Here is a 26,875-nt window from a genome sequence, read left to right on the forward strand (position 1 = left end):
CTTTGCTATTGTATTAATTATTTCTTTTTATTTCCTCCGTGTCCTCTGTAAGTACGAGTTGGAGAAAACTCACCGAGTTTGTGACCAACCATATTCTCAGTAACAAATACAGGAACAAAAGTTTTACCATTATGAACAGCAATCGTTTCTCCTACCATAAATGGAATAATCATCGAAGAACGAGACCATGTTTTAATTACTGTTTTCTTTCTAGATTCTTTGGCCTTAGCTACTTTTTTCAAGAGCTTGTGATAAATATAAGGCCCCTTTTTTAATGAGCGTGCCATCTATTTTTTGATTTTTCTTCTTGTAACAATAAACTTATTAGAGTACTTCTTAGGCTTTCTAGTTTTTTGACCTTTAGCCATTACACCAGTACGAGAGCGAGGATGTCCTCCAGATGCTCTACCTTCACCACCACCCATTGGGTGATCTACTGGGTTCATCGCCACACCACGAACTCTAGGACGACGACCTAACCAACGGCTACGACCAGCTTTACCTAGAACTTCTAGACCGTGATCTTTGTTAGATACCTCACCTACAGTAGCTCTACAAGTAGCCAAAACTAAGCGAGTTTCACTTGATGGCAATTTGATCAATACATATTTACCATCTTTACCTGCCAATTCAGCACTTGCTCCAGCACTTCTTACCAAAACAGCACCTTTACCTGGACGTGTTTCGATAGCGTGAATTTTAGTACCTACTGGCATTTCACCCAAAGGCATACAGTTCCCCAAATCAGGAGCGATTCCTGTTCCAGATTGGATGATGTCACCTACTTGTAATTTATTAGGAGCAACGATATAACGTTTCTCACCATCAGCATATACCAAAAGAGCGATAAATGCTGTACGGTTTGGATCATACTCTATACTTTTAACAGTAGCTGGTACACCATCTTTGTTACGTTTGAAATCGATTACACGATAACGACGCTTGTGTCCTCCACCTCTGTGACGTACAGTTCTATGACCTTCGTTGTTTCTACCTCCTGATTTCTTCATCTTTCCCAACAAACTCTTCTCAGGTCTGTCTGTAGTCAACTCCGCAAAGCTATTTGCTACGCGAGTTCTAGTACCGGGAGTAATCGGATTAAACTTTTTAACTGGCATTGTTATTTACGAATTTATCAGTTCCGCGACTATAGTTATTAAATAATTTTTCTTTTCTAGGAGTTACCTCCAATATAGTTAAGCATTTGCTTCTTCTTCGTCCTCTAGAAGTTCGATATCATCGTAGTCTCCTTCACCATAGAAACCTTCGATAAACTCTCCTTCTGCAACTGTTACGATTGCTTTCTTGATCGCAGAAGTACGACCTTTAGTATGACGACCTTTTACCACACGTGCTTTTGCTTTGCCTGGACGGATAGAAGTGTTAACAGCTTCTACTGTTACACCAAACTGCTCTTCAACAGCTTTCTTAATTTCTATTTTGTTAGCTGATTTAAGTACTTCAAAAGTATATTGATTTAGAAGTGAATTTTCAGCTAACGCATTAGTTTTTTCCGTAAGAATTGGCCTAATTATGATATTTTTCATAGCCTTTTATCTCAATTTTAATTTTTCTAGAAACTCAATTTATGAAAGCATGCTAGCCAAGCGGTTTACAGCAGACTCAGAAACCACCAAACAATTTGCGTTCAAAATTTGATAAACATTTAGTGTTTTAGCATCTGCAACACTTGCTTTTTGTAGGTTACGGCTAGACAATACGATATTGTCATACGCTTTTTCTACTTTGTCCATGTGCGCATCCAAAGAAGCCTCATAAGTTGCTTTGTCTTCTTTGTATTGCTTCAAATCACTAGAGTAAGTTTTCATTGCTTCAGCAAAAGCAGCTCTTTTCTTAGCTCCTCTTGGTTTTGCAGGCAAACTTGGTTTTGTTGGAGCTGCCAATGCTTCTGGAGCATCCAATACTAATAAACTTTTTGTATCTGCCAACGTGTTTTCACCAACTTTCAAGCTGTTTAGCAAGTTAACATACGACTTCGTTTTAGCAGCATCAAAAGTAAAATCTTCTACTACGATGATAGCACCTTCTTTTACTTTAGCAGAAAGAGCCGATTTACGAGCCAATTGTTTTACTTTTTTATTCAATTGAATTCCGTAGTTTCTTGGTTGAGGACCAAATACACGTCCACCTCCACGGAATAAAGGGTTTTTCAAACTACCTGCACGAGCTGTACCTGTTCCCTTTTGTCTTTTGATTTTCTTAGTCGAACCTTTAATTTCACCACGACTCTTTGCCTTGTGAGTTCCTTGGCGTTGTGCAGCCAAATATTGCTTAACAGCAAGGTAGACAACATGGTCATGTTTTTCGTTCAACTCAAGCCCAAAAACATTATCGGGCAATTCAACCTCTCTACCGAGGTTTTCACCTTTGATATTATATACTTCTAATTTCATGACTATTTCTTCACAATTACAAGAGAACCCTTATGACCAGGAATTGCTCCTTTTATTAGCAATAAATTTTTCTCAGCAAAAATTTTCATTACTTGCAAACCGCTAGTAGTAACTCTATCACCACCTGTGCGACCAGCCATTTTCATTCCTTTAAATACTTTTGCTGGATAAGACGCAGCACCAATAGATCCAGGTGCACGACCACGGTTGTGTTGACCATGAGTAGCTTGTCCAACACCACCAAATCCGTGACGTTTAACAACCCCTTGGAAACCTTTACCTTTTGACGTTCCAGTTACTTCTACAACATCACCTTCTTCAAATACATCTGTTACAGTTACTGAATCACCAATAGCACTTTCCAAAGCACTATCACGAAATTCAGCTACTTTAATTTTTGGAGTTGTATTTGCTTTAGCAAAATGCCCTTTCATAGGGTTTGGTGTATTTTTTGCTTTGCGCTCTCCAAATCCTAATTGGATTGCATTATAACCGTCTGTTTCTTCTGTTTTCACTTGCGTTACGACACAAGGCCCAACCTCAACAACAGTACAGGCTACATTATCACCAGCTTCGGTAAAAATGCTGGTCATACCTATTTTTTTTCCTATTAAACCTTCCACTTTATTCTTTTTTTAAGAATTGTAGTCAAAATCTACAAATGAACAAATTACATTAATTTCACTTGGATATCTACCCCACTAGGTAATTCCAATTTTTCCAACGCACTTACCGTCTTAGCAGTAGAACTGTAAATTTCTATAAGACGTTTGTGAGTACGAAGTTGAAACTGCTCACGAGATTTCTTGTTTACGTGTGGAGAACGCAATACTGTGAAGATTTTTCTATGCGTGGGCAGCGGAATCGGTCCAGTCACAACTGCACCGGTGTTACGTACTGTCTTTACAATCTTAGCTGTAGATTTGTCTACCAAATTGTGATCGTAAGAACGAAGTTTAATTCTAATTTTCTGATTCATGCCTCGATGAATTGATTTATTATGAATGTTGAATGATAAATCCCGTTCCGAAGAACGGGATTTTTATGATTATTTATTATTTACTTATACAGTAGCTTTTGAATCTTCAATCACCTTCTCTGCAACAGCATTTGGAGCTGGAGCATAGTGAGAGAAAATCATGTTAGAAGACGCACGACCAGAAGTCAAAGTACGCAAATCAGTAATGTATCCAAACATTTCAGACAATGGTACGTCTGCTTTGATTACAATACCAATACCCTTAGGCTCTTGAGATTTCATGATACCACGACGACGGTTCAAGTCACCAATGATAGATCCCATGTACTCTTCAGGAGAAGCTACTTCTAAAGCCATAATAGGTTCTAACAAAACAGGCTTACATCCTTTTGCAGCTGCTTTGAAACCTTCTTTAGCACAAAGTTCAAATGCAATCGGTTTAGAATCCACTGCGTGCATTCCTCCGTCAAAAACACGTACGCTCATGCTATCCATGTTATATCCAGCCAAGATACCGTTGTCCATCATAGCATCAAATCCTTTTTGGATTGGGTTGATGTATGCTTTATCAATAGCACCTCCTTTGATATCCCATGTAAACTCTAAACGAGTTTTGTTATTTTTGAAGTCATCACTTTCTAAGAATTCCTCAGAAGCAGGACCTAATTCGAATTCCATATCGGCAAACAAACCTGATCCACCAGATTGTTTCTTCAAACGCTCACGGTGTGTTACAGTTTTTGTTAAAGCCTCTTTATAATTTACTTGAGGAGCACCTTCGTTCACCTCAACTTTAAATTCACGTTTTAGACGATCTACGATAATCTCTAAGTGCAACTCTCCCATTCCTGAGATAACTGTTTGAGCCGTATTTTCGTCAAATTTAGCTGTAAAAGTTGGATCTTCCTCAGATAGTTTAGCCAACGCCATACCCAATTTATCTACGTCTTTTTGAGTTTTAGGCTCAATAGCAATAGAAATTACAGGTGCAGGGAAGTCCATGCTTTCCAATACGATTGGGTGATCCAAGTCTGACAAAGTATCACCAGTTTTGATGTCTTTAAAACCAACACCAGCTGCAATATCACCAGCATAAACTGTATCAATAGGTTTTTGCTCGTTAGCGTGCATTTGGTAAATACGAGAAATACGCTCTTTTTTGTTAGAACGAGTGTTTAACACGTAAGAACCTGCATCTAATTTTCCAGAGTAACAACGGAAGAAGCACAAGCGACCTACATAAGGGTCTGTTGCAATTTTGAACGCCAAAGCAGAGAATGGTGCATCAAAATCAGCTGGGCGAGATTCTTCTTCTTCTGTGTCTGGATTAGTACCCGTTACAGCTTTAACATCCAATGGAGAAGGCAAGAATGCACATACAGCATCCAATACAGCTTGTACTCCTTTATTTTTAAAGGCAGAACCACACATAACAGGAATAATACTCATGTCACATACAGCAGCACGTACAGCAGCACGGATTTCGTCGTGAGAAATAGATTCTGGATCTTCAAAGTATTTCTCCATCAACGTCTCGTCATACTCAGCTACAGCCTCCAACAATTGTTCACGAGCTTCAGCAGCAGTATCAACCAAATCAGCTGGCATTTCAACTACTTCAAAAGTCATTCCCATGTCATGCTCATTCCAAACGATTGCTTGACCTGTAATCAAATCAACCACCCCTTTGAAATCATCCTCAGCACCAATTGGTACTTGTAAAGGAACAGCATTAGCTCCCAACATATCTCTCATTTGTTGGCAAACACCAAAGAAATCGGCACCTTGACGATCCATTTTGTTTACAAATGCAATACGAGGCACTTTGTAACCATCTGCCAAACGCCAGTTTGTTTCAGATTGAGGTTCTACACCACCAGAAGCACAAAACAAAAATACCAACCCATCTAGTACACGTAAAGAACGGTTTACCTCAACCGTAAAATCAACGTGACCGGGAGTATCGATAATGTTTACAGCATATTTTTTATCTTTCCAAGGCCATTCAGTCTTAGTTGCTGCAGATGTAATTGTGATACCACGCTCTTGTTCTTGCTCCATCCAGTCCATTGTAGCAGCACCATCATGTACTTCACCAATCTTGTGACTAATACCTGTGTAATACAGAACACGTTCTGTAGTAGTGGTTTTTCCTGCATCAATATGTGCAGCAATACCAATGTTTCGCGTATAGGTTAAATCTATTTTTGCCATGACTTATATATAGTGGCTTAAAATTTTATATAAAAATTGATTAATAATATATCTTAAGGATATGTCTTTGCTAAATAAAAAATTATTTAGACTTCGTTCTCTTACGACCGAAGTGAGCAAAAGCTCTGTTAGATTCAGCCATTTTGTGTGTATCTTCTTTTTTCTTCACAGCAGAACCTTCACCTTTAGAAGCTGCTAGTAATTCAGCGGCTAATTTAGAAGCGATTCCTTTACCACTGCGTTGGCGAGAATACTTGATGGTCCATTTCATAGCCACTGAGAGGCGGCGTTCAGGACGAATTTCGGTAGGAATTTGGAAAGTAGCACCACCGATACGACGAGAGCGTACTTCGAGAGCTGGCATTACATTCTTAATTGCTTTTTGGAAAATTTCATGAGGAGACTCTCCTGTTTTTTCTTCCAAAATATCCATCGCATCGTAAAAAGCTCTAAATGCAGTACTTTTTTTACCGTCTAACATTAGCATATTTACAAAACGTGTTACTTGCTTATCACCATAACGAGGATCTGGTGCGACTTGGCGCACTTTTGGTTTTCTCTTTCTCATCTTGTTGTTAAATCTTTTAAGCTGTTGTTTGAGCCTTGTTTTGTTTCAAAACATGTAGCCCAATCTTCAGTTCCGACTTATTCAGAACTTAGTCAACGTATGATCTTTTATCTTAATTCTTATTGAAACTCTCTATTATTTCTTAGCAGCCTTTGGACGCTTAGTACCATAACGAGAACGGGCTTGTTTTCTATCTGCTACACCTGCAGTATCTAAAGCACCACGTACAACTGTGTAACGTACACCAGGCAAGTCTTTTACACGACCTCCACGTACCAATACGATAGAGTGCTCTTGTAAGTTGTGACCTTCACCAGGAATATATGCGATAACCTCAATTCCGTTTGTTAAACGTACCTTTGCTACTTTACGTAACGCTGAGTTTGGTTTCTTTGGCGTAGTAGTATATACACGAGTACATACTCCACGTTTCTGAGGACAAGAATCTAAAGCTCTTGCTTTTGAAGCTAGCTTGATCACTTTACGTCCTTTTCTTACTAATTGATTTATTGTAGGCATTTATCAAATAATTACTACTTTTTTCCGAATCCCCCTATAAAAGGGGTTTACTTAAGCGATTGCAAAAGTACGATTATTTTTCAGAAAAAGAAAATTAAAGTGTTTTTTCTTAAAAAAAGTTACGCTTTCTATTTTTTAGCAACTTAAAATTCAGCATTTAATACATTTTTCTTCTCTTTTTGCTTAGAAATTCACATTCTATTGCTCTTCAACAAAATAAATAAATTATTATATAAATATTTCAACTAAAACAGAGCTCCGTTTCACAAATCCTCTGTCCATGTATTTCCTTTTCCCATCCTTTTTTGCTACATTTAAGAACCCACAAAATTTAGATAACCAAAATTAAAGATGGTCCCCACTATGCCATCTACACACCAATACATTTATAACCAACACACACTAAAAATTATGGCAAAGATCATAGACCTTTCTAAAACGATCCAATACGACAAAGAAGATCCTTGGTTCATGCGCATTAAAATCAAACACATCTCACATCTCAAAAACATGCGTTTGATTCGCTACATTCTAAAACTTCCCAAGAAACTGATTCCTGCCCGATTTCAAGGCTGGGCCAACGACAAAATAGTCAACATGGGCGTTCACGCTAGTACTCATATTGATGCACCTTGGCATTATGGTCCAGTTGTAGAAGGCAAAAAAGCCAAAACTATTGATGAAGTGCCTTTGGACTGGCTGTATGGCGATGGGGTTGTGATTGACATGAGTCATAAAGCAGATTTTGATGCTATTACAGTAGAAGATTTAGAAAAAGCTCTGGCACAAACTCAAACCACTCTACAACCAGGCAATATTGTCCTCATTCGCACCGATAGAGATCATCTAAAAGGCAAAGATGTGCTGGCACTGGGCACAGGCATGAGCAAAGAAGCAACCCTTTGGTTGATTCAAAAAGGCATTAAGGTAATGGGAATTGATCAATGGGGATGGGATTTGCCATTAAAATACCTTGTAGAAGAAGCTAAAAAAACCAATAACAAAGAGCTCTTTTGGGAGGGGCATTTGGTTGGTCTAGACCACGAATATTTACACATGGAACAATTAACCAATCTAAAGGCACTCCCTCCACATGGGTTCAAAATAGCTGTCTTTCCTTTAAAAATAAAAGGCGCTTCGGCAGCACCTGCACGCGTTGTTGCCATCATGGAAAGTGCTTAGCTACTTAAGCTCTACTACTCTAAAAAAAGCTTTGACCACAAGGATCAAAGCTTTTTTTCGTCTTTAGGATAAGGACAGTGTCGACAACCATTACCACAACAATACCCTCTTTTTTGATGGTATAGTGCCGTAAAAACATATAGACCATTCTCAATATAATAGTCCTGCCCTTCTACTAATGGTGCAGGCTTCTTTTCTGTAGGTTTATCCTTTCTTTTTATAAATTTAAACATTGTTTTGTTCTTATCGTGGCACCTCAACTTTTGCAATTATATCCTTAATAACATCTTGTACATCCATTCCTTCCATCTCTCGCTCTGGAGTTAGAATAATACGGTGGTTAAGTACAGGATATGCCACGTATTGAATATCGTCTGGTGTAACAAAATCACGTCCATTGATTGCCGCAACAGCTTTTGCGGTCTGCATAATTGCTAACGAAGCACGAGGCGAAGCGCCTAAAAATAAATCTCCATTGTTTCGAGTATTGTGCACCAAAGCAGCGATATAATCTAGCAATTCATCTTTAATGTGGATTTTTTCAACTATTTCTTGGCATTGTTTAATTTCTTTTGCGTTTAAAACAGCGCGAACATCTGAAATCTGGCGTTTTGAGAAATCATCACGGAATCGACGTAGAATTTGCTGTTCCTCACTCAATTGAGGATAAGTTAGTTGAATGCGGAATAAAAAGCGATCCAACTGCGCTTCTGGCAATTTATAAGTTCCCTCTTGTTCTATAGGGTTTTGCGTGGCAATTACCATAAAAGGAAAAGCCATTTTGTATGTTTTTCCATCAACTGTAACTTGCTTTTCTTCCATTACCTCAAACAAAGAAGCTTGCGTTTTGGCTGGTGCACGGTTGATCTCATCAATTAGCACCATATTAGAAAACACTGGTCCTTTATTGAACATAAACTCCGCTGTTTTCATATTGTACACACTTGTTCCAGTAACATCTGAGGGCATTAAATCTGGTGTAAACTGAATTCTAGAAAAATCTACATTCAAGGTTTGAGCCAGTAATTTAGACGCTAATGTTTTGGCAACTCCAGGCACGCCTTCTAAGAGAACATGTCCACCCGCAAAAATGGATATCATGATCAATTCTATTAGATTGTCTTGTCCAATAATAACCTTTTGGACTTCCTCTCTAACTTGATCTACCGTTTCTTGTATCTTAGCAACGGACACTTCTTCTGCGCCCCAAGAATAATCCTCATTCATGTTTTGTTTTAATTTTTATTGTTCTCTAGTTTTTTTCTAACTCTTGTTCTTTTTAACATATTCACCAATGCAGTGTATCTTCAAACAATAATTTTTAAACAACCTCTTTATCAACAAACTGCATTTTATGCACCTCCTGGTGAAATTTATCAATTAAGAGATAAAAGTTATTTAAAGTGTCCACATCTACTTTGGAGTAAGGTTGTTGCAATATTTTTCTTAACCTAAAATACTCTACAAATATGTCGTTAATAATTTCCTTATCTACTTTTGAGCGAACAGCAATTCTATGAATCAGCTTATCATCCAAATCTCTCGTCACCAAATGATATCGTTGTCGCAAGTGTGCCAAGAAAAGGTGCATTTGCTTTTTAATAATTCCTTTGTGATCTTGTTGCTGAAAATACAAACGACCTATAGTTTCTACAAATTCCAAAGAAGTATTTCGATTCGTTTCTAAAATTGGAATTTTACGTTGTCTGCGCTTGGCGCCAAATAAAACATAAATAATTCCTAAACTAATAAATAAATACCAACTCCACCTTAAAGCTGGCTGAGAGAAAATATACTCTAGAGGTGACTTAGCAGCAATTTGAGGCTTGTCATCCCTTTTAGCATCTTTAGCCTTGGGTCTCATAGCACTTTCTCTATCCCAATACAATTGATTGGTTTTGATATGAGAAAGTACATTATTGGCATAGTCAATTCCTGCTGTGTCAACCAAAAACAAATTAGAAAACATAACTGGATTGGTATGAAAATAGAAATGCCCCTCTCCTACTTTTAAACGAACAAAATTAATATACTCTTTTTCTTCTTGATCAACGAAAGTTCCCAATGAAGCTAAAGGGTAAGCTCTATATCTAGATTGGCTTTCATCGCTATCACAAAAGGCTGTAGAAGGGATAAAATGCCAATAATGTGCTCGTGCATAATTTTCATATAAATATTCGAACTCGTAATAATGATCGTTAATAGCAGGGTGTTTAAAACTTGCATACACTTTTTCCTTTGTTACGGTTCGGTTTCGACCGTCCCAGTTAGACAAGCCTCCACAATCTTCGGCATAGAGTAGAATTTCTGCTAAGCTATCATTTATATTTTCCGTAATAATAAAAGCGTCTCCTCCCGCTCGAACATACTCCCTCAAATGCCATGCTTCATCCTCTGTATATTTAGCTTGTTGACCAATATACAAATAGCTTGTTCCCTTTGCTTCTTCTTCTTTTTTTGATAATTTAGTCTCAACTCGCTCCTCCAATACATCCAATTCAAATTGGCTTTCTAATAAATCATACAATACTTTCATATCGTATGGATTTTCACCCTCTACCTCATAGCTGTGTTTCCAACGATAGTAACCAGGCTGATTGCTCGCAAAGTATACAATCAGTCCAATTAGGACGATACCACCAATCAATAATGGAGCAAATTTATTCATATTATAAGGCTACTTGATATTAAATGTATAAGGATTAAGGGTATTCGCATTGGTAATCTATTCATGCTTACATTGCGACTTTTAGTTTTCTATTGTTAATCTATTTTAGCATTACTTAATAGAAGCCAATAGGTTTTTAAAATTAATTCGAACTTCCTCAAACTGACCGCCATCAAACGCTGTATTACTATACCAAACGTACTCAAAAATTCGAGTAACGGCTTTAAAATCTTTTAATTTAGGATGGTTCTTGTTTCGGAGCTCTCTCATATAGTGTCCATTTGTTTTATCTTTTTTCCATTCTATCACCCCTTTCGCAGCTAACTCTTTGATAATTGCCAAGTAGTACAATCGTATTGCCAAGCGATAATCTTTGTCTGCCAATGCCTGTTTCAAAAAACCTTCAACATCCGCCTCTTGCAAGTTGGTCTCAATTTGCTCTAATGTTACTGGCTTGCGTCTCCTAACCTCTTTATTAACCAACACCGCATCCCCCGCTACTACTTTAAAAACAACAAAAGCAAGTATGATAACAGCCAAGAACACTAATAATGTTTGTGCAAAGTCTTTAAATGAAAAATTAGATGGTTCTCTTGGTGGTGGCGGTGCGACATTGCCAGTTCCACTGGTATTCTGTGTTACTTTCTTTTTCTTTGTTTTTTTAGCCTTTGGTTTCTTAGAATATTTCATTCCTTGGGCTGTCTTTTTCCATTCTGCTTTGTCAACAGTTCTTACCGTCAAGGTTTCATTTTGGTAAGCCTTTGTAGCATCATTGGCATAGAAAGTTGTAGAAAAACCAACCACAAACCATAAGATTAGACCTATATAGAGATTCTGTTTTTTCATTCTTTTTGATTTAACTTTCTTTTTCCATTCCATAAGAAATCTTGCGAACACCAATGTTGGGTATTTGTTCAAACAAATCTGTTGCTTCTTTCGTTTCTTTAAAACTAAAAAAGCCTATTCCCATAACGACAAAAACTAGTGGAAATAAAAAACAAAACATATAAGAATGCAAGAAAATATAAAACCCTTGACGTACCAATTCCAAATCTGTGATAGGCAGTGCATTGACCAATACTCCTAAATAAAAGCTAGCAATGGGCGCTGTTATCATAAATAAAAAGATCAAGCACATTCCTCCTATTACCAAATAAGCCCCCATCATAACCACCCAATTTCCTCCTACAACTGTTAACATTCTACCTATACCAGACAATAAATTAATGTTCTCATTAAACACGGTTGCCAAAGTCATTAATATCATCGGAATAACAAAAAGAAGTAGCAAAAACAACCAACCTTCTGTTGCTAATAAACACAGATGAGCAGCTGTTATGCACAATAAAGTAGCACTAATTGTCTTAAAAAAGAAGGCAGCATTATACACAACCCCCTTTTGCTTGTTGGCATCCTTTTGTACCCAGAAAAAGACAACGTAAGCCATAATGGTAGACGCAAGCACATTCAACCACCATGTCATTGAAAACTCACCTGTCAATAATAGTTGAGATACATTTGTCAAAGTATATTCTAACAACATCCACGGATTATCCAAAAACTGCTTAATACCAACAATTGTATTAAACGTGTAGTTGTCTCCTTGCCACAATAATAAAACGGTGTATATAGCTGCCAATAAAAAAGAAAGCAATGCTGTCGGTTTTATTAACTGGCGATAGAAGATAAAAGCATCGCTAAAAATCTGAGCACTATTCTTAATTTGATTGTATTTTATTTCAGTAGATTGAGCTGGTGGCAATTTAACTTCTCCAATAAATGAAGTGAACCCTTTTTGGGCTTTCATCCAAGGATAAACAATATAATAACTAATGATAAAGGCAAAAGAACCAAAAATAACGACTCCTCGAATAATATAGGATGCTCCAGTATAACGTGTGATAAACCCTTCTATAAATGCTGCTAAGACGATTAGAGGCAAAATGGTCAGCATAATTAAGAGTCCTCTTCGAGCAGACAGTTGCAAGCTTTGTATTCGGCTCAGTGTTTTTGGGAAAACTAGTCCGCTTCCCAACGTCAACCCTGCTGCTCCAGCAATTATGATACAGGAAATTTCTATCGCTCCATGCATCCATATTGTAAAAAATGATTGCATATAAATCCCTTCTCGAATAAAGAGATACTGAAATGCCCCTAGCATAATCCCATTCTGAACAATGACAAAAATAGTTCCTACGCCAAAAAACAACCCAACAATAAAACAAAGGGTCGCAACCATTAAGTTATTCTGTGCAATACGAAAAAACATCTCTCTAGCCTTAGGGTCTTCATAAACAGCCATTGGTTTTCCATTCGCAATGTTCTCCATTGTCATATCAATGTACTCATCTCCTAAGATAACTCTAGGAAAATCGGCATCCATATAAGACGAAAACACGCCAATAAATGCAGCTCCTAAAAAAAGCAATAGGGCTAAATAAAAAGCGTTTCGAGATTCATAAATTATTTGAGGGACCGTTTCTTTCCAAAAGTCCAAAAACTTAAACAGGCGTCCTTTGCGATTTTTATAGACACTATAAAAAACTTTTTGAGCTATATTGTTTAAATATACTCGAACCGAACGATTGGGGTAAAATGTTCTAGAATACGACAAGTCGTCGGTTATTTCTATAAACAAGTTACTCAACTCATCAGGATTGGCATCGCCTTTCCCTAAGTTTCGTTCAAATTTAGCCCACTTGTCTTTGTTTTGTTTTATAAAATGAGTTTCACGCATTTGAGATTGGGTTGTTAGAACTTGTACAAAAAGTTGCAAATTGATGGTCAAAAGCTAGTCTCTTCTCTTGAACAAATTTAATGCTAAGAAAATTCACTCTAACATCTTTTAGTTTTGTCTTAAACGACAATTTCCCTACCGTCTATAATATTCTTTATCAAAATGCTTATTTACATTAGTAGTTAGCTTTGTTACTCCCTTCGGTCATGAGCTCGCATAGCTCGGTTCGCTGCTACTTCGTGGTCGTTGCTTTTTTACTTTTTTACCAAAAAGATAAAAAAGCACATTTATATTAGTTTCAATTTAAAACTAGGGATTAAAAGAATTATAGCTTCTTGGGATTTCTTTTGTTTATTTTGTTGTTATGCTTGTATTGCCTTTTGAATGAGGATTAAATGACAAAAATTCAAGTAGGCACATTCTACAATATAAATAAGATTCTTTTTCTTTTCAACAATAGTCCACTAAAAAATCGCATTAAATCCCTTCCTACATGTTTGGTTGTTGGTCTCTTTCATACTATTTGGGGACCAACAAACCTTATAAAAAACTGACTAACAAATAGATAATAGATCTCCATTTCTTTTTTTCACAAAGAAAAACAAAGCAACTCTATGAACACGAATTAATTAGCAGGTAATGATTTCAATAGAATCCACATTTCTTATTTGCTTTTAACAACATTTTTTTTGTATATTTCATATACTATCAAATACCAAAATCCATTTACTTAAATGAAAACAATCGAAATCAATACCGCTCAAAAGGTAACCATTCAATACGAGTTGGCAACACTTGGCAATCGCTTTTTGGCATATTTTATTGATTTATTAATCATGGCAGGTATCATTACCTTTCTATTAATTTTGGGACGATCAGCCATTCAGAGCTACGACAATATGTTGGTATTTGTTTATCTAATTTTAGCTCCGATCTTTTTGTTTTATACGCTCTTTTCTGAAATTGTCATGCACGGGCAAACCATTGGGAAAAAATCAATGGGCTTAAAAGTCGTTAAACTCAATGGCGATGCTCCAACAACACACGACTATGTCATGCGTTGGATGTTTCGTTTTGTTGATTTGTGGATTTCTTTGGGCTCGGTTGGTGCTTTGTTAATCAACGCCTCTCCCAAAAGTCAACGTTTGGGTGGCTTGTTGTCTGGTACAACTGTAATTCGCACGACTTCTCAACGTACCTTCACTTTAAATGATATTTTGAAAATTTCTACTCTAGATACCTATAATCCCAGCTATCCACAAATTCGTAAATTTAACGAACAGGATATGCTATTTATTAAAAAAGTATTGGAACGTGAACGCCGCTACCCTAATCCTGCTCATAAAAAAGCTGTTGCTGAATTATCAAAACATGTTGCCCAGCAACTAGATATTGCTACTATTCCCAAAGATCAAAGTAAGTTCTTGCGCACACTTATCAATGATTATATCGTTTTGACGCGTTAAAAATAAGTTGAGCCCTCATCTTGTAGGATAATTAATTCCTTCTGTCCACTTCCTTTGTGATGTATTCAAAGAAGCACCTCTTTGTTAAACATTTGGTTAAACCTATTGTTAAAAAAGATACAACTGGATTTAACAAATAATTGGTACTTCTTCTTAATGCATCCTACTTATGACTACTCCATTACAAACACTCCAAACCATTCCTCAAGAACTAGATGCTTCTGATTGGCAACTAGAAATAGATCATACTGACATTCAAGTTTATTCTAAATCAAATGCGTCTAATTCGGGTGTTATTGGTTTTAAAACTATTACAGAGCATCCCATTCCACAAGCTGTTGTGATTAATCTACTCAAAGATGTTTGTGGCGCTATGCACCGCATCAACGATTTATTTGTTTTAGGAGAACAATTGCGCACATGGTCTGTGCCTATAGATTCTGAAGGTTCTTTGGTTCGCACTTCTTTTCAAATGCCTTTTCCTATGGTCAATCGGGAGTTTCTACATGGTCTCCATAGCCAAAAACTAGATGACAAAACTTACTTGGTTGGTTATACGCCTACTGAAGCTCTTGACATTCCTGTACAAAAAAACTATGTTCGTTGCCCGATGTCTATTTCGGGACAACGTATTTCTATTGTAGACAGTGGCACTACCAAAGTAGAACACCTAATGGTCTATCGTTTGGGAGGTGCTATTGGTCCATTTATTCAAGATCATTTTTTAAAAAAATCACATATCAATGCTTATATCAAAGAATGGCGTAATTTGAGAACATTTTTATATCCTACTCCTATAGATCAAATCAATTATACACAATTAGCTAATATTGCTCTAAATACCCTTCAAGTTAGTGCAACATGGGCAACCATTGGCAAACCCAAGGTAGGACAAGTCCGAGTTGGTCGCCTTCCTTATAGCCCTCGTTCTGCATTTCGTACCGATATTGTGGTTGAGGCACCTTTAACAAAAGTTGTAGATGTCATTGCTGACCAATCTTTAAAATACTTGCCTCAATGGAATAAGGAATTTATTCAAGGCAATGTTTTAAAAATTGTAGAAGAAAGCCCGAAAAAAATGGCATGGATTATTCAAGTTCATTATCAAACCCCTCCTTTATTGGCCAATCGGGAATATATTTATTACTTTTCTAGAGAATGGTTGAATGACAAAGAAGCATTAATTATTTATAACTCGATTCAACACCCTTCTCCTGTACCCAAAGGTTTCGTGCGAGGCTTGTTGTACCCAACAGTGCATCGTTGTATTTATCAAAGTGCCCATTCCACCAAAATAGAACATATTTTGGTAACTGATTTAAAAGGCAATTTATCTACCTTTCAAGATTCTTTATTAAAAGCAGGGCTAGCCCAAGCACATTGTAGGGATATGGAAAATCAAAACCGTCTATTTCAAGATTTGTCGTAGCATTACCAATGTACGGCTACTTTTCCGATAGACTTTCGCTCTCCTAAAAAATTGTGCGCCTTAGCAATATCATCTACAGAAAACTTGCCCCCAATAGTAGGGTTAAGAATACCATCATTAACCATTTGCACCACACTTTGGATACAATATTTCAGCGCATCGGGTCTATTATCAGCTACACGCAACATATTAACTCCTGTTACGCCTTGTGATTTTAATAAAAGTTCAACAGAAGCCAAAAAGCCAAAACCAAATACAAGCTTCAAATCACCAAAAACACCTTTGCTCTTGCCTGATCGGCTAGCAGCACCATAGCAAATGATCCGCCCTGTTCCTTTCGCTAATAATTTACGAGCTTTTTTAACCGCACTACCTCCTAAACTATCAAAAGCAACATCTATAGCATTTTTGCCCGATGTCTTTTCAATATAAGTCGCAAAATCTGTCGTATTATAATTAATCGGGTGATCAACACCAAGGCTTCGCAGGTAATCTAATTTTTCTTCTGAGCCTGCCGTTCCATATACAATACAACCCTTGTGCTTGGCCATTTGAACCAACGCTGTTCCAACACCACCCGCAGCAGCTTGAATCAACACATGTTCTCCTTTGTGCAATTGAGTCGTGTAAGCAGCACAAAAATAGGCAGTAGCATACTGTGTTGCTAGAGCAGCTGCTACACAATAATCCATTTCATCAGGTATTACAGCCGCAGCACGAGCATCTGCAACGGCATATTCCGCATAACCTCCAAAGCGAGTCAATGAAACAACTCGTTGCCCTACTTCAAAGTCTTTCACATCTTTTCCCACAGCATGAATTTTACCAACAACCTCATACCCTAATACTGTTGGTAGTGGTGGGCAGTCTTGGTATAAGCCTTGACGAGCCATTACATCGGCAAAATTTAGCCCAAAAGCTTCTGACTGAATACAGATTTCATGATCTTTTGGGGTAGGAATTGGACGTTCTTGTATTTCAAAAGCTTCTTCTGGTTTTCCAAATTTGGTTAGCACTACTGCTCTCATGATTATAGTTGTTTTGACGATAAGTGAGCTTCTATAAGTACCTAATGATATTTTTAGGGTGCTTACTTATTTTATAATTGGTGTGTGTTATTTTCTAGTGTAAAGGGTATAGTTTTGGCAATTTTTACATTGCAATTCCATCCAAAGCAGATTGCTTTCCTCCTCTTCTGTACTTTCAGCAAAACGCAACTTGGTTTCTTTGCTCTCACATACAGCACAAGGGTAGCCTAATGCAGGCATGTTTCCTCCTTTTCCTTCTGTAAATGCTTTATCGTTGACTTCTATTTTCCACTCTTCGCCCATTTCTTTTTGAATCGGTGCGGCTACTTTTTGCTTTTTTGCCATATTCTTTTTAAATCATTCCCCGAGATTTCATCTCTAGGTATTTGTTGACACTATTGACCGAAAGGTCCTCTGGTCGAGTCAAAATCACTTGAATGCCATACTGACGCAACTCTTGAACAATGCGGTGTTTTTCTTCTACAAATTTAGAAGCAATAGTTTTATAATAAATTTCTTCTGTAGTGGTTGCTTCTTGATGAGAATAGTCCACTATTTCTGTATTTTCAAAAAAGACAACCACTAATAAATGAGCGGTATTAATGCGGCGCAACAAAGGTAATACTCTAGCCATAGCCGAGTAACTTTCAAAATTGGTATACAAAAACATCAAGCTTCTTCTTCTTATAAATTGCTTGGTTGCCGTATACAACAGTTCGTAATTTGCCTCATAGTTTCGAGGCTGTTCCTTGTACAGCGTTTCAATAATTCGATTGAGTTGTTTGGGACCTTCTTCTGCTTTGACAGTCGCACCTATTTTATCAGAAAAAGTCATCAAACCCGCCTTATCGTGTTTTTGCAAAGCCACACTAGAAATAACCAAACTTGTATTGATCGCATAATCCAATAGGCTCATGCCATTAAAAGGCATTTGCATGGAGCGCCCTTTGTCAATCACAGAGAAAATCTGTTGAGAGCGTTCATCTTCAAATTGATTGATCATCAAATCATTTCTACGGCTGGTCGCTTTCCAATTGATACTTCTATAGTCGTCCCCTTTTACGTAATTTCTAATCTGTGCAAACTCATAACTTGTCCCCAATCGACGCACTTTTTTCACCCCTCTCATGGTAGATATTCGAGCAACTGCCATCAAAGAGAAACGATTCATCTGCATAATAGATGGGTACACTAAAATTTTTTGTTGTTGTCGTTTTTTAATTCTTCGCTCTACCAACCCTAAGACAGAGTGTATAAATAGATTTACATCAAAAAAAGTATACTCACCTCGAATTGTTGGACGTAGCTTGTAGGTATATGTTTTGGATTCATCTGGCTCTAAATAGTCTTTTATCTCAAAATCTCTTTTTTGAAATTCTACAGGCAACTCATCTATAATAGTAATCCCCAAGCCCAAACCATATTTATTGTGTAATTTTAATCGAATCGTATTTTCATCTCCTAATGATAATTGTCTGGGCAAAGTACGTTCGCAAGCAATCTGCACCCCTTTGTTAAACAACAAAAAAACATCTACTACTACAATAGCAACCGCCGCCACCAATGCTGCCTTGGCTACTGGCATTAGAAAATAGAAGGGAAAACTGGCAACAAATAGAGCTATGACAGCACCAAATAGCCAGAAAAATCGGGCTCCAAGAAAGACATCTTGGAGGGTAAGTGTTCTAATTATTTTTTTCCACATAAGTATTATTTCTACAATTTATTGGTAGTCTAAACTATCAATAACTTATTTAGGGCTATTTGAGTTAAGTAATTAAGGTTTGTTGACAATTGTAAGTGAATTACTTAAAGATGATTTTCTTTATTCAACACAAAAAGTTAGGCTTTTTTTGTATAAAAAACAATTTTGTTAGCCGTTGAATCTACTGTATGTTCAAAAAAACAGGAACGGCTTCACTTTAGTTCAGATTAAATGGGATAATGTCGCGTATCTATTTGTTTTCTATAATAGTAGTTGTTTAAAATTTGAACCTGTTCTTATTTTTTCATAAAAAAAGATTTTTTTTTGTTGGAGGCAGCGGATTATTATTTCGTCTCGTTTTATAAACAAAGGCAATTTTTTTCGTTACGTACCCAATGGTCTTATTATTTAAGATCAAAGTAAAAGGCTAAAACAAAAGTTTACTAGAAGCAAACTCTTGTTACAAATTTTAAGGCAAATCTGAGCGGATTTGCCTTTTTGTTTTTAGTAGCCTTTGGCTTTTCTCTCAGATTGGCTTACTTTTGGTATATTACAACCATTAACCAACAGTTTGTGTTGTCACACAATCATAGATTTATGTTGTTGATTTAACTTATTGTCTTCATTTATTAGGTACTCTATAAAGTAAGTTTCTATCATTATTACAGAGTACTAAGCAACTTTACTCAACTATCTATTTGCATGAATATCTTGTCAAAGATCATTTTCATTATCGTTTTTTCTTGTACTTTTTCTTTTGGGCAATCCCAAATTAAAGAGATGGTAATACTATCCTATGGTATTGGGAAACAGGACAGTCTGATTCGATTCCGAAAAACCATGCAATACGATACTCTTGGGCGATTGATGCAGAAGCAGAATTATTATTATCATATTCGAGATAATGGGCGATTGACAAAAGAAGAAAAAGCCTTCTTTGATCTGGACAAGCAGGTTTTGACAGAAGAAATTATTGATTATCCTGAAGGGAAAGAGCCACTTCGACAAAAATTAATCACACGCTATTTGGATTATCAAGCCAAAGAAGAAGACAGCAAGTACATCTTGCGCCAATTGTATGATAAGTTTGGAGAACTAGCCAAAGAAGACACTTTAACTTATGATGAGCAACAGAATTTGACAGAGTTATGCAGTTATAACTATACTGGCAGTACGTCTTTATCATGTAATTATTACACTTACAAAGATAGTTTAAAAACTAGATGGACAACTTATGCCAAGTGGAATACAATTAATATAAAAGGAGATGTGGTAGAACGGTCTGGAAAACGAAGAGACTACCGTTATAAATACAATAAAAAGGGACAATTAACACACACCTGTGGCAAGTACTACAAGAACCGTTTTCGTCAAAAAATTAAATATGACAAACAAGGGCATATTGTAGAGGATAAAACTATTTTAAGAAGAAAAATTAAGCAGGTCGGTAGTAAAGATAAACCTCCTAAAAAGAAATATCGAATCAACAAAGAGGAACATATTTTAACCTATAAGGATGGACGTTTGATTTCAGACATCAAAAGCATTAATAAAAAAGAAATCAACAAAAAAGAAGTAACCTATGAAAATGAACACATTAAAACTGTAAGAAAAACAATTAATGGTGCACTATTAGAAGAAGTTATTTATAGTTATAATAAAGATTGGAAAATTATAGAGAAGACAAGCAACCGCTATACTAAAAAGGGAAAAATCCACTATAGAACCATCTCTTACTTTGATGAGAAAGAAAATTTAATTAGAGAAGAGCAAAACATGGGGGGAAAAATTTTGTCTATAACAAGCTTTGTATACGATAGTCTAGGGAATTTAATAGAAAAAAGTTTATCGTCACATAATAATAAAAGTTTAGAAAAAACGCTGTATATTTATAAATACTACTAACACCAACTGTTCTTAATGTCTTCATTTTGCCTCTTTTGTGCATACAAAAAGCACTTTGAAGCAAGGCAAATTTGCAGTTTAGAACATGTTTTTAACCTAAATGAAAAATGTAGTACTGTGCATTTTATTGTAACAATGGAGCAGCTCTTTTGCTTCAACACGAGCTTAATAAATAAAAAAGCAGTTGCTATTTATTGAAAAACAAATAGATACAATTATGAAAAATACACTAATAATGCCATTCTTGCTATTCGTAGCTTTTGCATTATCAGGTACTTTACAAGCACAAGATGCGAAAATAAAATCGGTCGAATTCAAATCCTACGAACGACTCCCTGACCAACCTAAAGATTCTGACCTAATCCTTACTAAGAAGGAAATAAAAGAATACGATGAAAAAAATCGTATGATCAAATTAGAATTGCACTTGGCCAATCCGATTGGTGAGCTGGTCAAAAACAAAATTCGCACACAAGAATGGCAGCAAAACTTTAGAACAGATGAAGTCGCTACCTTTGACGAGATGGGAGATCCTATTTTAACGACCAAATCTTATATCTCGAATAAGAGTAAACTAACCATTAAGGAAGAATATACGGACTACATCAAAGCTCCTGGACATCAATATACCAAAATGTTCAGTTATACATCGACGGGAAAACCTGAAAAAATTACGTTGACCAATAAAGATAGTCGTAAAGTTGGAGAAGAAGTATATAAGTACAACAACGACAATGAAGAAACTTACTATAAAAAGTGGGAAGTGCTTCCAAATGGAAAGAAATATATGGAGATCAAAAAGACAGCTTATACGCAAGAGGGCTTTTTGGCTTCTTCTGAAAAAATGGTCAAAGATGGAAAAGATGTTTATAAAGATTTAATCACATTTCAACGCAACAAGGTAAAAGAGCACCTTAAGTTTAAGAATGGTGAGCAAATTAGCAACTTTGGTGGTGCTAAAGCTGGCTATGATCCTAGCAAAGCTAGGGTTTTGATGGAATTTGGTGGTGGCGATAGTGGCGGTGGCGGCTTCGGTGGTTTTGGTCTGTGGACCAATGAAGATGAATTTGACGATAAGGGTAATAAAATAAAAACTACTCAAATGGCTGGCGAAGAGATTACGCAAATTATCACGTATTCTTATGACAAAAATTCAAATCTTACTGAAACCAAAAAAGTCTCTTTTCATGAAGGCAAAGAAACCAGCAGCAGCAAGGAGGTCTTGGAATATGATCGCCATAATAACCTCTTAAAAAAGGCGCTTTATCAGGATGAAAAACTAATTTCTAAGTATACCTATGACTATACATATTTTTAAAATTTTTATTAGGTTCTTTCTATTTAGTTTGCTATCGGTACTGTTTGTGGTATTGGTAAGCTTTCAATCTCGTTTGCCTACTTCCTCTCCCAAACCTCAAATCAAAACTCAAATTCATAAAACATTTGAACTAAAAAACAACGAAGCGATTCTTCAAAAACATACAGAAACAAAATACAATATACACGGTGAAATTATCGAACAGGCTGAATACACAGAAACAGATTTGGGAAAAGCAGCCTTGGAAAAATTAAAAATCATAAAATACAATGTAGAAGGTCTCTATATTGGTAATATGGTCTACAATCGAGATAATGCACTAATTTGGAGTGAGGAAAATGAATATGACGAAACGGATCATGTAATTAAAATTACTCATACAGATTATATTCAGCCTTCCAACTCTACTTATACTACCTTGGTTTATGACGATGAAGATCGGGTGGTGCTAAGCAAAACATACAATCAAGCAGACAATCAATTGAGTGAGCAAAAACGAACGTACTCTGCTACAGGAGAGCTCCTATCCGCCATCGACTGGTCCTATACGTATCAAAATTCTAAGTCAATAAAAAAAACAATTAGTTTAGAAAACCAATACAACAACAAAGGGCAAATTGTACAATCAACATTGCTTTCTCAAATAGGAAAAAACAGACTGAAGGATATCAAGTTGTTCAAAAATAATGCGATTATTGATTGGATCAAATATAAAAATGGTCGAATCGTAAGCCAATTTACAGCTGCCACAAGAGATACGACTGCTATTATAAAAGAATATGCCATCCCCCCTCCTATTCCAGAACAGAGGATCGTTTTGGAATACGATGATGCCAAAAGGGATCCACTAGAAAACATCCCGCACACTCCTTTCAAAACAGTTACGTACAAAACAAATAAATATGGTCTTCCTTCTAAAAAAATTACCAGAACTTATAATCAAGTTTCTGAGGTAGTCTATTATTTTTACAACGATAAGGAGGAATTAGTATCTGAAAAAACACACAACAAAATCTCCAGAGATACAGACGAAGTTAAGTACGAATACGACTCTTATAGTAATCCAGTAAAGAAAATGATTTTTCATAATGAAAAACAGGTGCAAGAGCATTTGTATCGTTACGAATATTATGGTTTATAATTGCAACTATTCTAAAACAATGCAAATGAATACTTAATTCATATTTTTATTGTAATAATACAATTAGCTATTTTTAACTCCCAAAACTTGGTATCCTTCTTGCACAACAAGAAATAACTACGTAATTATTTTAGTAATCTAAATTGCTCTTAGGTCTATGCATAGAGAAAAATCTACAACTTTTATACTTATAATTTTATTAGGCTCTTTCTTCTCATTAAGCACCCATGCGCAGAAGCTTCAAATAAAATCTATTTTGCACCAACAGTATATACCTAATGACGAGGGCAAAATGGAATTGGCAGCGCAAGTAAAAAGAGAATTTAATTTGTTTAATAAACTTGCTCTTTTTGAAGAATACAAAGTGGATAAGGACGAAAAGTTAGAACTAACGGTCCAAGAAAAACTAAGCTACGACCCCAAAGGACGCCATCAAAATACGCTAAAATATAATGGCGAGGGTATTCTTCAAGCCGAATCCAAAATCTATTGGGATGAGTACAACAACAAAAGCAAAGTAGAGCAAATCAAATACGACGATGGCCAACAAACTTCTGTCGCTGTTACTTATTTATTAGAGTATAATAGCGAAGGTCAGAAAGAACAAGAAAAATTCTTTGATATTGATGGGACACAAATCAAGGGAAAGACTTGGTTCTACAACAATCAAAAAGAAATTAGCAAGTCGCTTCTTTGGATTGAGAATCGCAAAGAGCCTCGCAAAGAAATTTTGACCAACTACAAACGTAATAATGATGGCGACTTAGTACAGTCTATTACAACAGAGAAAGTCAATGGAAAAGAATTTAGAAAAGATATTCGCTATTTCAGCAACAACTATGTTGTTGAATGGAAAACATTTATTGATGGTAAACTAGAAAGTCACTTTTTTAACGAGTATAGAGATAGTGTTATCATTCGTACTACTCGCCAAAACAAAAGGCAAGTATTAACATTAGAAGAAGCTGCTAAAGAACAGGAACGCATCAATAAACGGACAAGTAAAAGTAAAATATCTAAAGCCAATAAGGATACTGATATCTTTGTCACGAATACAGAATATGATGCCTATGGCAATATTCTAGTGACCACCCAAAGCATCAATGATCGGGTTCTTACAGTAACTCAATATGCTTATGATGACTATGGCAATCAAATTAAATTGCTAAAAGTGGATAAAGAAAATGACATCAAGGAAGAAACATTAAAAGAATATGATGACTGGGGGAATATCTCTAAACAGATTTTCAAGAAAAATGATAAAATCGTAAAAGAAGATCATTATACTTATGAATATTTTCCTAGAGACTAAATATACTTGTCTATTAAAAAAAGTTGGTCGTTCGTTAATTTACTTTGATCAACGACACCAATCCATAAAATAGTCTAATATCTGTCAATTCTTGAGTTGACAGATATTCTTATTTTAAATCAACATGCTTTATGAACTATTATTACCTTATTTGTTTTGTCCTTTTTTTTAATTTTTTGGGAAGCTCATCTATCCTTAATGCTCAACCTCAAAGAAATTTAGATAGTGTTCAAACTATAATCCATACAACTTATAAATATAAAAATGGTGTTCCTCAGTTGTCTATGACAAAGGAAAGTGTTTACGACACCAATGCTATACTTATCCGTCAAGATAGATACCATTACATGGCTGTCGATACAGGATTTGCGCCCCGTACGCACTATTCTTTTGAATACAACCCTGCTCGAAAATTGGGTAGTTATTATACAGAACAACTAACGCATAGCGACAAACCCAAGCGTCAGTATAGCAAGCAACTTTCGAAATTCAAGAGTTATGACCACGAGCACAAACGTGAATGGGTTCGCTTGTACAAAAAAAACAGCAATTTGATGTTGCGTCAAGTCGAAAAAACCTTTGACAAAAATGGTTTTCCTACACAAACAAAAACGACCAACTACGATACTTCTCCCCCCAATAGTTCTTTAGAAAAAGTAAGCCGCAATGCCCTAGGTAATATTACCAATTGGGAATCCTTTGATGATGATGGAGATACAAAAATGCAAGCCCGTTCCTTTCAAGCAACTTATAAAAACGATAGCTTACTACTCCAATCTACAGGATATTTATACCATAATTGGAATCAAGTAATCAACAAGTACGATCGCTACAACCAACTAAAGAAAACAATTTTGAGGGCTGGTACTAGAGATTCTAATGGCAAGGTAAAACGAACCGACCAAACAATTACCACATACAAATACAATCTACCAGTAAAAACGATCGAAAAAAGACTGAATAAGAAGGTAAAAACAATTACCTACACATTTAATGATAATGAAGAAATTCAACTGGTTGTAACTCCTGAAAAAACGTATGAAGAAAAGAAAACGTATGTTTATTTGGATAGTAGCAAACAACTTTTGACAACCTATACAGAAACCCTAGAAGGGCAGCCTTTTGTAAGAAAAGAAATTACTTATGATACAACTTCTAAAATTCAGACTTACACCGAAATTGAATATCGAAAAAATGGCAAGGACTGGAAAACCGTCAAAACTTATAACAACCGTGGCAATTATACACACATTGACTTTTTTATTGCCGATAAATTAAACAAAAGAGACGTGTATACATACACCTACTTTCCAAAAAAAGAAGAAGACTAACACACTCTAAATTACAAAACGTCTAATTGGATATATCCCCAATTAGACGTTTTTCATTAAAAGCCCTAAATACTACTTTTTGTCTTTGGCAAAATCAAAAGTATACACCAACCCAAAGTCGACAAAGTGAAAAAGAGCAAAATTGTATACTTGAGCAACCGATGCTCCCCCTTCTATTAATCGATACCCTGCTTTGAGTTCTAAAGCATCAATTAAGTCATAGGTTACTCCCAAAAAGATATCTTCTGCTCGCCCTTGTGGTCCAACCAAAGCATCTCCTTTTAGCAAAATAGACAACTTCTTAATTGGAGAGTAAATTAGATTGAAACTAATTAACGGAACCGCTCCTAAATCAGTATCTTCTGCCGTCCGACCTTCTTGCTCCAATGCAATTCGAGCATCTCTCAAAAGAACAGAAGCACCTATTCCAAATCTTATTTTTTCTTTTCGAACGATATTATAACGATAACTCAATCGATAAGTATTAAATTTATAATACCCTGTAATATCATCGCCACTAAACGTCCTTCCTGCAAAATCAATCACTTGATTTTTGTAACTAACATACCGAAGTTCTAAAGGCGCTGCGGTTAACTGTATGTCATGTCGATCAATAATTGTATACGATACCTCTGCTCTTATAAATGGATTGATAGATTGCGGTCTAAAATCACTACTTAGAGAAAAAAATGTTCCTTTATCAACATCACCATTTGGTGTGCGGACGTCATTGTATTGATTAAAAGCAGTACCTGTTTCTACCGCCACTCTTAGTTGAGCGTTTGCAACTTGTATTCCCAATAAAAAGAAACTCGCTAGTAATATTTTTTTTATCATAATTCTTGCTTTTTCTTTATACAACACCAACCTCTTTAATTTGTTTGCAGCAGTGGCAAAATTCTCTAAAGACTTCAAGTAATCATCCAGAAAAATAAGCAAGCTATTATTTGTTAGTAATA

Annotated in this window: 26 protein-coding genes and 1 pseudogene; 8 read left to right on the forward strand and 19 right to left on the reverse strand. The window is 36.0% G+C overall.

Annotated features, from left to right (window positions below; genetic code table 11):
- Nucleotides 1-17: 17 nt before the first annotated feature.
- The 10 genes and pseudogenes from rpsS to rpsL form a co-directional block, all read right to left on the reverse strand.
- Nucleotides 18-287, reverse strand: a complete 270-nt coding sequence (rpsS, locus tag CG11_RS09580) for a 30S ribosomal protein S19 (protein WP_052595536.1) — start codon at nucleotides 285-287, stop codon at nucleotides 18-20.
- Nucleotides 288-1,118: a 50S ribosomal protein L2 gene (gene rplB, locus CG11_RS09585; protein ID WP_052595538.1), complete on the reverse strand. Its 831-nt coding sequence runs from the start codon at nucleotides 1,116-1,118 to the stop codon at nucleotides 288-290.
- A 78-nt stretch (nucleotides 1,119-1,196) separates the two neighbouring features.
- Complete coding sequence (gene rplW / locus CG11_RS09590; protein WP_052595539.1) at nucleotides 1,197-1,547, reverse strand: 50S ribosomal protein L23; 351 nt, start codon at nucleotides 1,545-1,547, stop codon at nucleotides 1,197-1,199.
- A gap of 39 nt (nucleotides 1,548-1,586) precedes the next feature.
- Nucleotides 1,587-1,829, reverse strand: a complete 243-nt coding sequence (rplD, locus tag CG11_RS31040) for a 50S ribosomal protein L4 (protein WP_368667157.1) — start codon at nucleotides 1,827-1,829, stop codon at nucleotides 1,587-1,589.
- A gap of 90 nt (nucleotides 1,830-1,919) precedes the next feature.
- Nucleotides 1,920-2,414, reverse strand: a pseudogene (rplD, locus tag CG11_RS31045) (50S ribosomal protein L4); the annotation flags it as partial.
- A 2-nt stretch (nucleotides 2,415-2,416) separates the two neighbouring features.
- Nucleotides 2,417-3,037, reverse strand: a complete 621-nt coding sequence (gene rplC, locus CG11_RS09600; protein ID WP_052595544.1) for a 50S ribosomal protein L3 — start codon at nucleotides 3,035-3,037, stop codon at nucleotides 2,417-2,419.
- A 47-nt stretch (nucleotides 3,038-3,084) separates the two neighbouring features.
- Nucleotides 3,085-3,393, reverse strand: a complete 309-nt coding sequence (gene rpsJ / locus CG11_RS09605) for a 30S ribosomal protein S10 (protein WP_052595546.1) — start codon at nucleotides 3,391-3,393, stop codon at nucleotides 3,085-3,087.
- 84 nt (nucleotides 3,394-3,477) lie between these two features.
- A complete protein-coding gene (gene fusA, locus CG11_RS09610) occupies nucleotides 3,478-5,607 on the reverse strand; it encodes an elongation factor G (protein WP_052595548.1) in 2,130 nt (709 codons plus the stop codon).
- A gap of 82 nt (nucleotides 5,608-5,689) precedes the next feature.
- A complete protein-coding gene (gene rpsG, locus CG11_RS09615) occupies nucleotides 5,690-6,175 on the reverse strand; it encodes a 30S ribosomal protein S7 (RefSeq protein ID WP_052595550.1) in 486 nt (161 codons plus the stop codon).
- A gap of 135 nt (nucleotides 6,176-6,310) precedes the next feature.
- On the reverse strand, nucleotides 6,311-6,694 hold the full coding sequence (gene rpsL, locus CG11_RS09620; RefSeq protein WP_052595552.1) for a 30S ribosomal protein S12: 384 nt from the start codon (nucleotides 6,692-6,694) through the stop codon (nucleotides 6,311-6,313).
- Nucleotides 6,695-7,105: 411 nt separating this feature from the next.
- On the opposite strand from rpsL, the gene CG11_RS09625 reads away from it, so the two are divergent.
- A complete protein-coding gene (locus CG11_RS09625) occupies nucleotides 7,106-7,876 on the forward strand; it encodes a cyclase family protein (protein WP_052595753.1) in 771 nt (256 codons plus the stop codon).
- Between the two features lie 44 nt (nucleotides 7,877-7,920).
- Here the strand turns inward: CG11_RS09625 and CG11_RS09630 are convergent, their stop codons facing one another.
- The 5 genes from CG11_RS09630 to CG11_RS09650 form a co-directional block, all read right to left on the reverse strand.
- Nucleotides 7,921-8,109: a DUF5522 domain-containing protein gene (locus CG11_RS09630; RefSeq protein WP_052595554.1), complete on the reverse strand. Its 189-nt coding sequence runs from the start codon at nucleotides 8,107-8,109 to the stop codon at nucleotides 7,921-7,923.
- Nucleotides 8,110-8,119: 10 nt separating this feature from the next.
- Nucleotides 8,120-9,103, reverse strand: coding sequence for a MoxR family ATPase (locus CG11_RS09635; RefSeq protein ID WP_052595556.1), 984 nt, complete (start codon nucleotides 9,101-9,103; stop codon nucleotides 8,120-8,122).
- 94 nt (nucleotides 9,104-9,197) lie between these two features.
- Nucleotides 9,198-10,544, reverse strand: coding sequence for a DUF4350 domain-containing protein (locus tag CG11_RS09640; protein ID WP_052595559.1), 1,347 nt, complete (start codon nucleotides 10,542-10,544; stop codon nucleotides 9,198-9,200).
- Nucleotides 10,545-10,655: 111 nt separating this feature from the next.
- Nucleotides 10,656-11,390 carry a DUF4129 domain-containing protein gene (locus tag CG11_RS09645; protein ID WP_197043817.1) on the reverse strand — a complete coding sequence of 245 codons (735 nt, stop codon included), beginning with the start codon at nucleotides 11,388-11,390 and terminating at the stop codon, nucleotides 10,656-10,658.
- A 10-nt stretch (nucleotides 11,391-11,400) separates the two neighbouring features.
- Entirely contained in the window at nucleotides 11,401-13,281 is a 1,881-nt protein-coding gene (locus tag CG11_RS09650) for a stage II sporulation protein M (RefSeq protein WP_063833076.1), read from the reverse strand.
- 734 nt (nucleotides 13,282-14,015) lie between these two features.
- Between CG11_RS09650 and CG11_RS09655 the strand changes: the two genes are divergently transcribed.
- Both CG11_RS09655 and CG11_RS09660 read left to right on the forward strand, forming a co-directional pair.
- Entirely contained in the window at nucleotides 14,016-14,747 is a 732-nt protein-coding gene (locus CG11_RS09655) for an RDD family protein (RefSeq protein WP_052595566.1), read from the forward strand.
- 169 nt (nucleotides 14,748-14,916) lie between these two features.
- Nucleotides 14,917-16,176, forward strand: coding sequence for an START domain-containing protein (locus CG11_RS09660; RefSeq protein ID WP_052595568.1), 1,260 nt, complete (start codon nucleotides 14,917-14,919; stop codon nucleotides 16,174-16,176).
- A gap of 2 nt (nucleotides 16,177-16,178) precedes the next feature.
- Here the strand turns inward: CG11_RS09660 and CG11_RS09665 are convergent, their stop codons facing one another.
- From CG11_RS09665 to CG11_RS09675, 3 genes are all read right to left on the reverse strand, one after another.
- Nucleotides 16,179-17,204, reverse strand: a complete 1,026-nt coding sequence (locus CG11_RS09665) for a zinc-binding dehydrogenase (RefSeq protein ID WP_052595569.1) — start codon at nucleotides 17,202-17,204, stop codon at nucleotides 16,179-16,181.
- 87 nt (nucleotides 17,205-17,291) lie between these two features.
- A complete protein-coding gene (locus CG11_RS09670; RefSeq protein WP_052595571.1) occupies nucleotides 17,292-17,549 on the reverse strand; it encodes a hypothetical protein in 258 nt (85 codons plus the stop codon).
- 7 nt (nucleotides 17,550-17,556) lie between these two features.
- Nucleotides 17,557-18,909: a DUF58 domain-containing protein gene (locus CG11_RS09675; RefSeq protein ID WP_052595574.1), complete on the reverse strand. Its 1,353-nt coding sequence runs from the start codon at nucleotides 18,907-18,909 to the stop codon at nucleotides 17,557-17,559.
- 780 nt (nucleotides 18,910-19,689) lie between these two features.
- On the opposite strand from CG11_RS09675, the gene CG11_RS09680 reads away from it, so the two are divergent.
- The 5 genes from CG11_RS09680 (at nucleotide 19,690) to CG11_RS09700 (ending at nucleotide 25,916) form a co-directional block, all read left to right on the forward strand.
- Complete coding sequence (locus CG11_RS09680; RefSeq protein ID WP_156039717.1) at nucleotides 19,690-20,814, forward strand: hypothetical protein; 1,125 nt, start codon at nucleotides 19,690-19,692, stop codon at nucleotides 20,812-20,814.
- A gap of 217 nt (nucleotides 20,815-21,031) precedes the next feature.
- Complete coding sequence (locus CG11_RS09685) at nucleotides 21,032-22,132, forward strand: hypothetical protein (RefSeq protein WP_052595579.1); 1,101 nt, start codon at nucleotides 21,032-21,034, stop codon at nucleotides 22,130-22,132.
- The gene (locus CG11_RS09690; protein ID WP_052595580.1) at nucleotides 22,113-23,273 is read left to right on the forward strand and encodes a hypothetical protein; all 1,161 of its coding nucleotides are present in this window, start codon (nucleotides 22,113-22,115) and stop codon (nucleotides 23,271-23,273) included. The genes CG11_RS09685 and CG11_RS09690 overlap by 20 nt, the downstream gene beginning before the upstream one ends.
- A 157-nt stretch (nucleotides 23,274-23,430) precedes the next feature.
- Complete coding sequence (locus tag CG11_RS09695; protein ID WP_052595582.1) at nucleotides 23,431-24,585, forward strand: hypothetical protein; 1,155 nt, start codon at nucleotides 23,431-23,433, stop codon at nucleotides 24,583-24,585.
- Nucleotides 24,586-24,716: 131 nt separating this feature from the next.
- Complete coding sequence (locus CG11_RS09700) at nucleotides 24,717-25,916, forward strand: hypothetical protein (protein ID WP_052595584.1); 1,200 nt, start codon at nucleotides 24,717-24,719, stop codon at nucleotides 25,914-25,916.
- Between the two features lie 72 nt (nucleotides 25,917-25,988).
- On the opposite strand, the gene CG11_RS09705 is transcribed toward CG11_RS09700, so the two are convergent.
- Nucleotides 25,989-26,753, reverse strand: coding sequence for a hypothetical protein (locus CG11_RS09705; RefSeq protein WP_063833077.1), 765 nt, complete (start codon nucleotides 26,751-26,753; stop codon nucleotides 25,989-25,991).
- Between the last annotated feature and the right edge of the window lie 122 nt (nucleotides 26,754-26,875).

The organism is Aureispira sp. CCB-QB1 (assembly GCF_000724545.1).
Taxonomy (GTDB): Bacteria; Bacteroidota; Bacteroidia; order Chitinophagales; family Saprospiraceae; genus Aureispira.

What these genes read in the sequence shown, in the direction of transcription:
- CG11_RS09655 (WP_052595566.1), top strand. Translation starts at nt 14,016, where the DNA reads ATGAAAACAATCGAAATCAATACCGCTCAAAAGGTAACCATTCAATAC.
- fusA (WP_052595548.1), bottom strand. Translation starts at nt 5,607, where the DNA reads ATGGCAAAAATAGATTTAACCTATACGCGAAACATTGGTATTGCTGCA.
- CG11_RS09630 (WP_052595554.1), bottom strand. Translation starts at nt 8,109, where the DNA reads ATGTTTAAATTTATAAAAAGAAAGGATAAACCTACAGAAAAGAAGCCT.
- rplW (WP_052595539.1), bottom strand. Translation starts at nt 1,547, where the DNA reads ATGAAAAATATCATAATTAGGCCAATTCTTACGGAAAAAACTAATGCG.
- CG11_RS09665 (WP_052595569.1), bottom strand. Translation starts at nt 17,204, where the DNA reads ATGAGAGCAGTAGTGCTAACCAAATTTGGAAAACCAGAAGAAGCTTTT.
- rpsJ (WP_052595546.1), bottom strand. Translation starts at nt 3,393, where the DNA reads ATGAATCAGAAAATTAGAATTAAACTTCGTTCTTACGATCACAATTTG.
- rplD (WP_368667157.1), bottom strand. Translation starts at nt 1,829, where the DNA reads ATGAAAACTTACTCTAGTGATTTGAAGCAATACAAAGAAGACAAAGCA.
- CG11_RS09705 (WP_063833077.1), bottom strand. Translation starts at nt 26,753, where the DNA reads ATGATAAAAAAAATATTACTAGCGAGTTTCTTTTTATTGGGAATACAA.
- CG11_RS09680 (WP_156039717.1), top strand. Translation starts at nt 19,690, where the DNA reads ATGGTAATACTATCCTATGGTATTGGGAAACAGGACAGTCTGATTCGA.
- rpsS (WP_052595536.1), bottom strand. Translation starts at nt 287, where the DNA reads ATGGCACGCTCATTAAAAAAGGGGCCTTATATTTATCACAAGCTCTTG.
- CG11_RS09635 (WP_052595556.1), bottom strand. Translation starts at nt 9,103, where the DNA reads ATGAATGAGGATTATTCTTGGGGCGCAGAAGAAGTGTCCGTTGCTAAG.
- CG11_RS09670 (WP_052595571.1), bottom strand. Translation starts at nt 17,549, where the DNA reads ATGGCAAAAAAGCAAAAAGTAGCCGCACCGATTCAAAAAGAAATGGGC.
- CG11_RS09675 (WP_052595574.1), bottom strand. Translation starts at nt 18,909, where the DNA reads ATGTGGAAAAAAATAATTAGAACACTTACCCTCCAAGATGTCTTTCTT.
- CG11_RS09640 (WP_052595559.1), bottom strand. Translation starts at nt 10,544, where the DNA reads ATGAATAAATTTGCTCCATTATTGATTGGTGGTATCGTCCTAATTGGA.
- CG11_RS09660 (WP_052595568.1), top strand. Translation starts at nt 14,917, where the DNA reads ATGACTACTCCATTACAAACACTCCAAACCATTCCTCAAGAACTAGAT.
- CG11_RS09700 (WP_052595584.1), top strand. Translation starts at nt 24,717, where the DNA reads ATGAACTATTATTACCTTATTTGTTTTGTCCTTTTTTTTAATTTTTTG.
- CG11_RS09695 (WP_052595582.1), top strand. Translation starts at nt 23,431, where the DNA reads ATGCATAGAGAAAAATCTACAACTTTTATACTTATAATTTTATTAGGC.
- CG11_RS09645 (WP_197043817.1), bottom strand. Translation starts at nt 11,390, where the DNA reads ATGAAAAAACAGAATCTCTATATAGGTCTAATCTTATGGTTTGTGGTT.
- CG11_RS09690 (WP_052595580.1), top strand. Translation starts at nt 22,113, where the DNA reads ATGACTATACATATTTTTAAAATTTTTATTAGGTTCTTTCTATTTAGT.
- CG11_RS09625 (WP_052595753.1), top strand. Translation starts at nt 7,106, where the DNA reads ATGGCAAAGATCATAGACCTTTCTAAAACGATCCAATACGACAAAGAA.
- rplB (WP_052595538.1), bottom strand. Translation starts at nt 1,118, where the DNA reads ATGCCAGTTAAAAAGTTTAATCCGATTACTCCCGGTACTAGAACTCGC.
- CG11_RS09685 (WP_052595579.1), top strand. Translation starts at nt 21,032, where the DNA reads ATGAAAAATACACTAATAATGCCATTCTTGCTATTCGTAGCTTTTGCA.
- rpsG (WP_052595550.1), bottom strand. Translation starts at nt 6,175, where the DNA reads ATGAGAAAGAGAAAACCAAAAGTGCGCCAAGTCGCACCAGATCCTCGT.
- CG11_RS09650 (WP_063833076.1), bottom strand. Translation starts at nt 13,281, where the DNA reads ATGCGTGAAACTCATTTTATAAAACAAAACAAAGACAAGTGGGCTAAA.
- rpsL (WP_052595552.1), bottom strand. Translation starts at nt 6,694, where the DNA reads ATGCCTACAATAAATCAATTAGTAAGAAAAGGACGTAAAGTGATCAAG.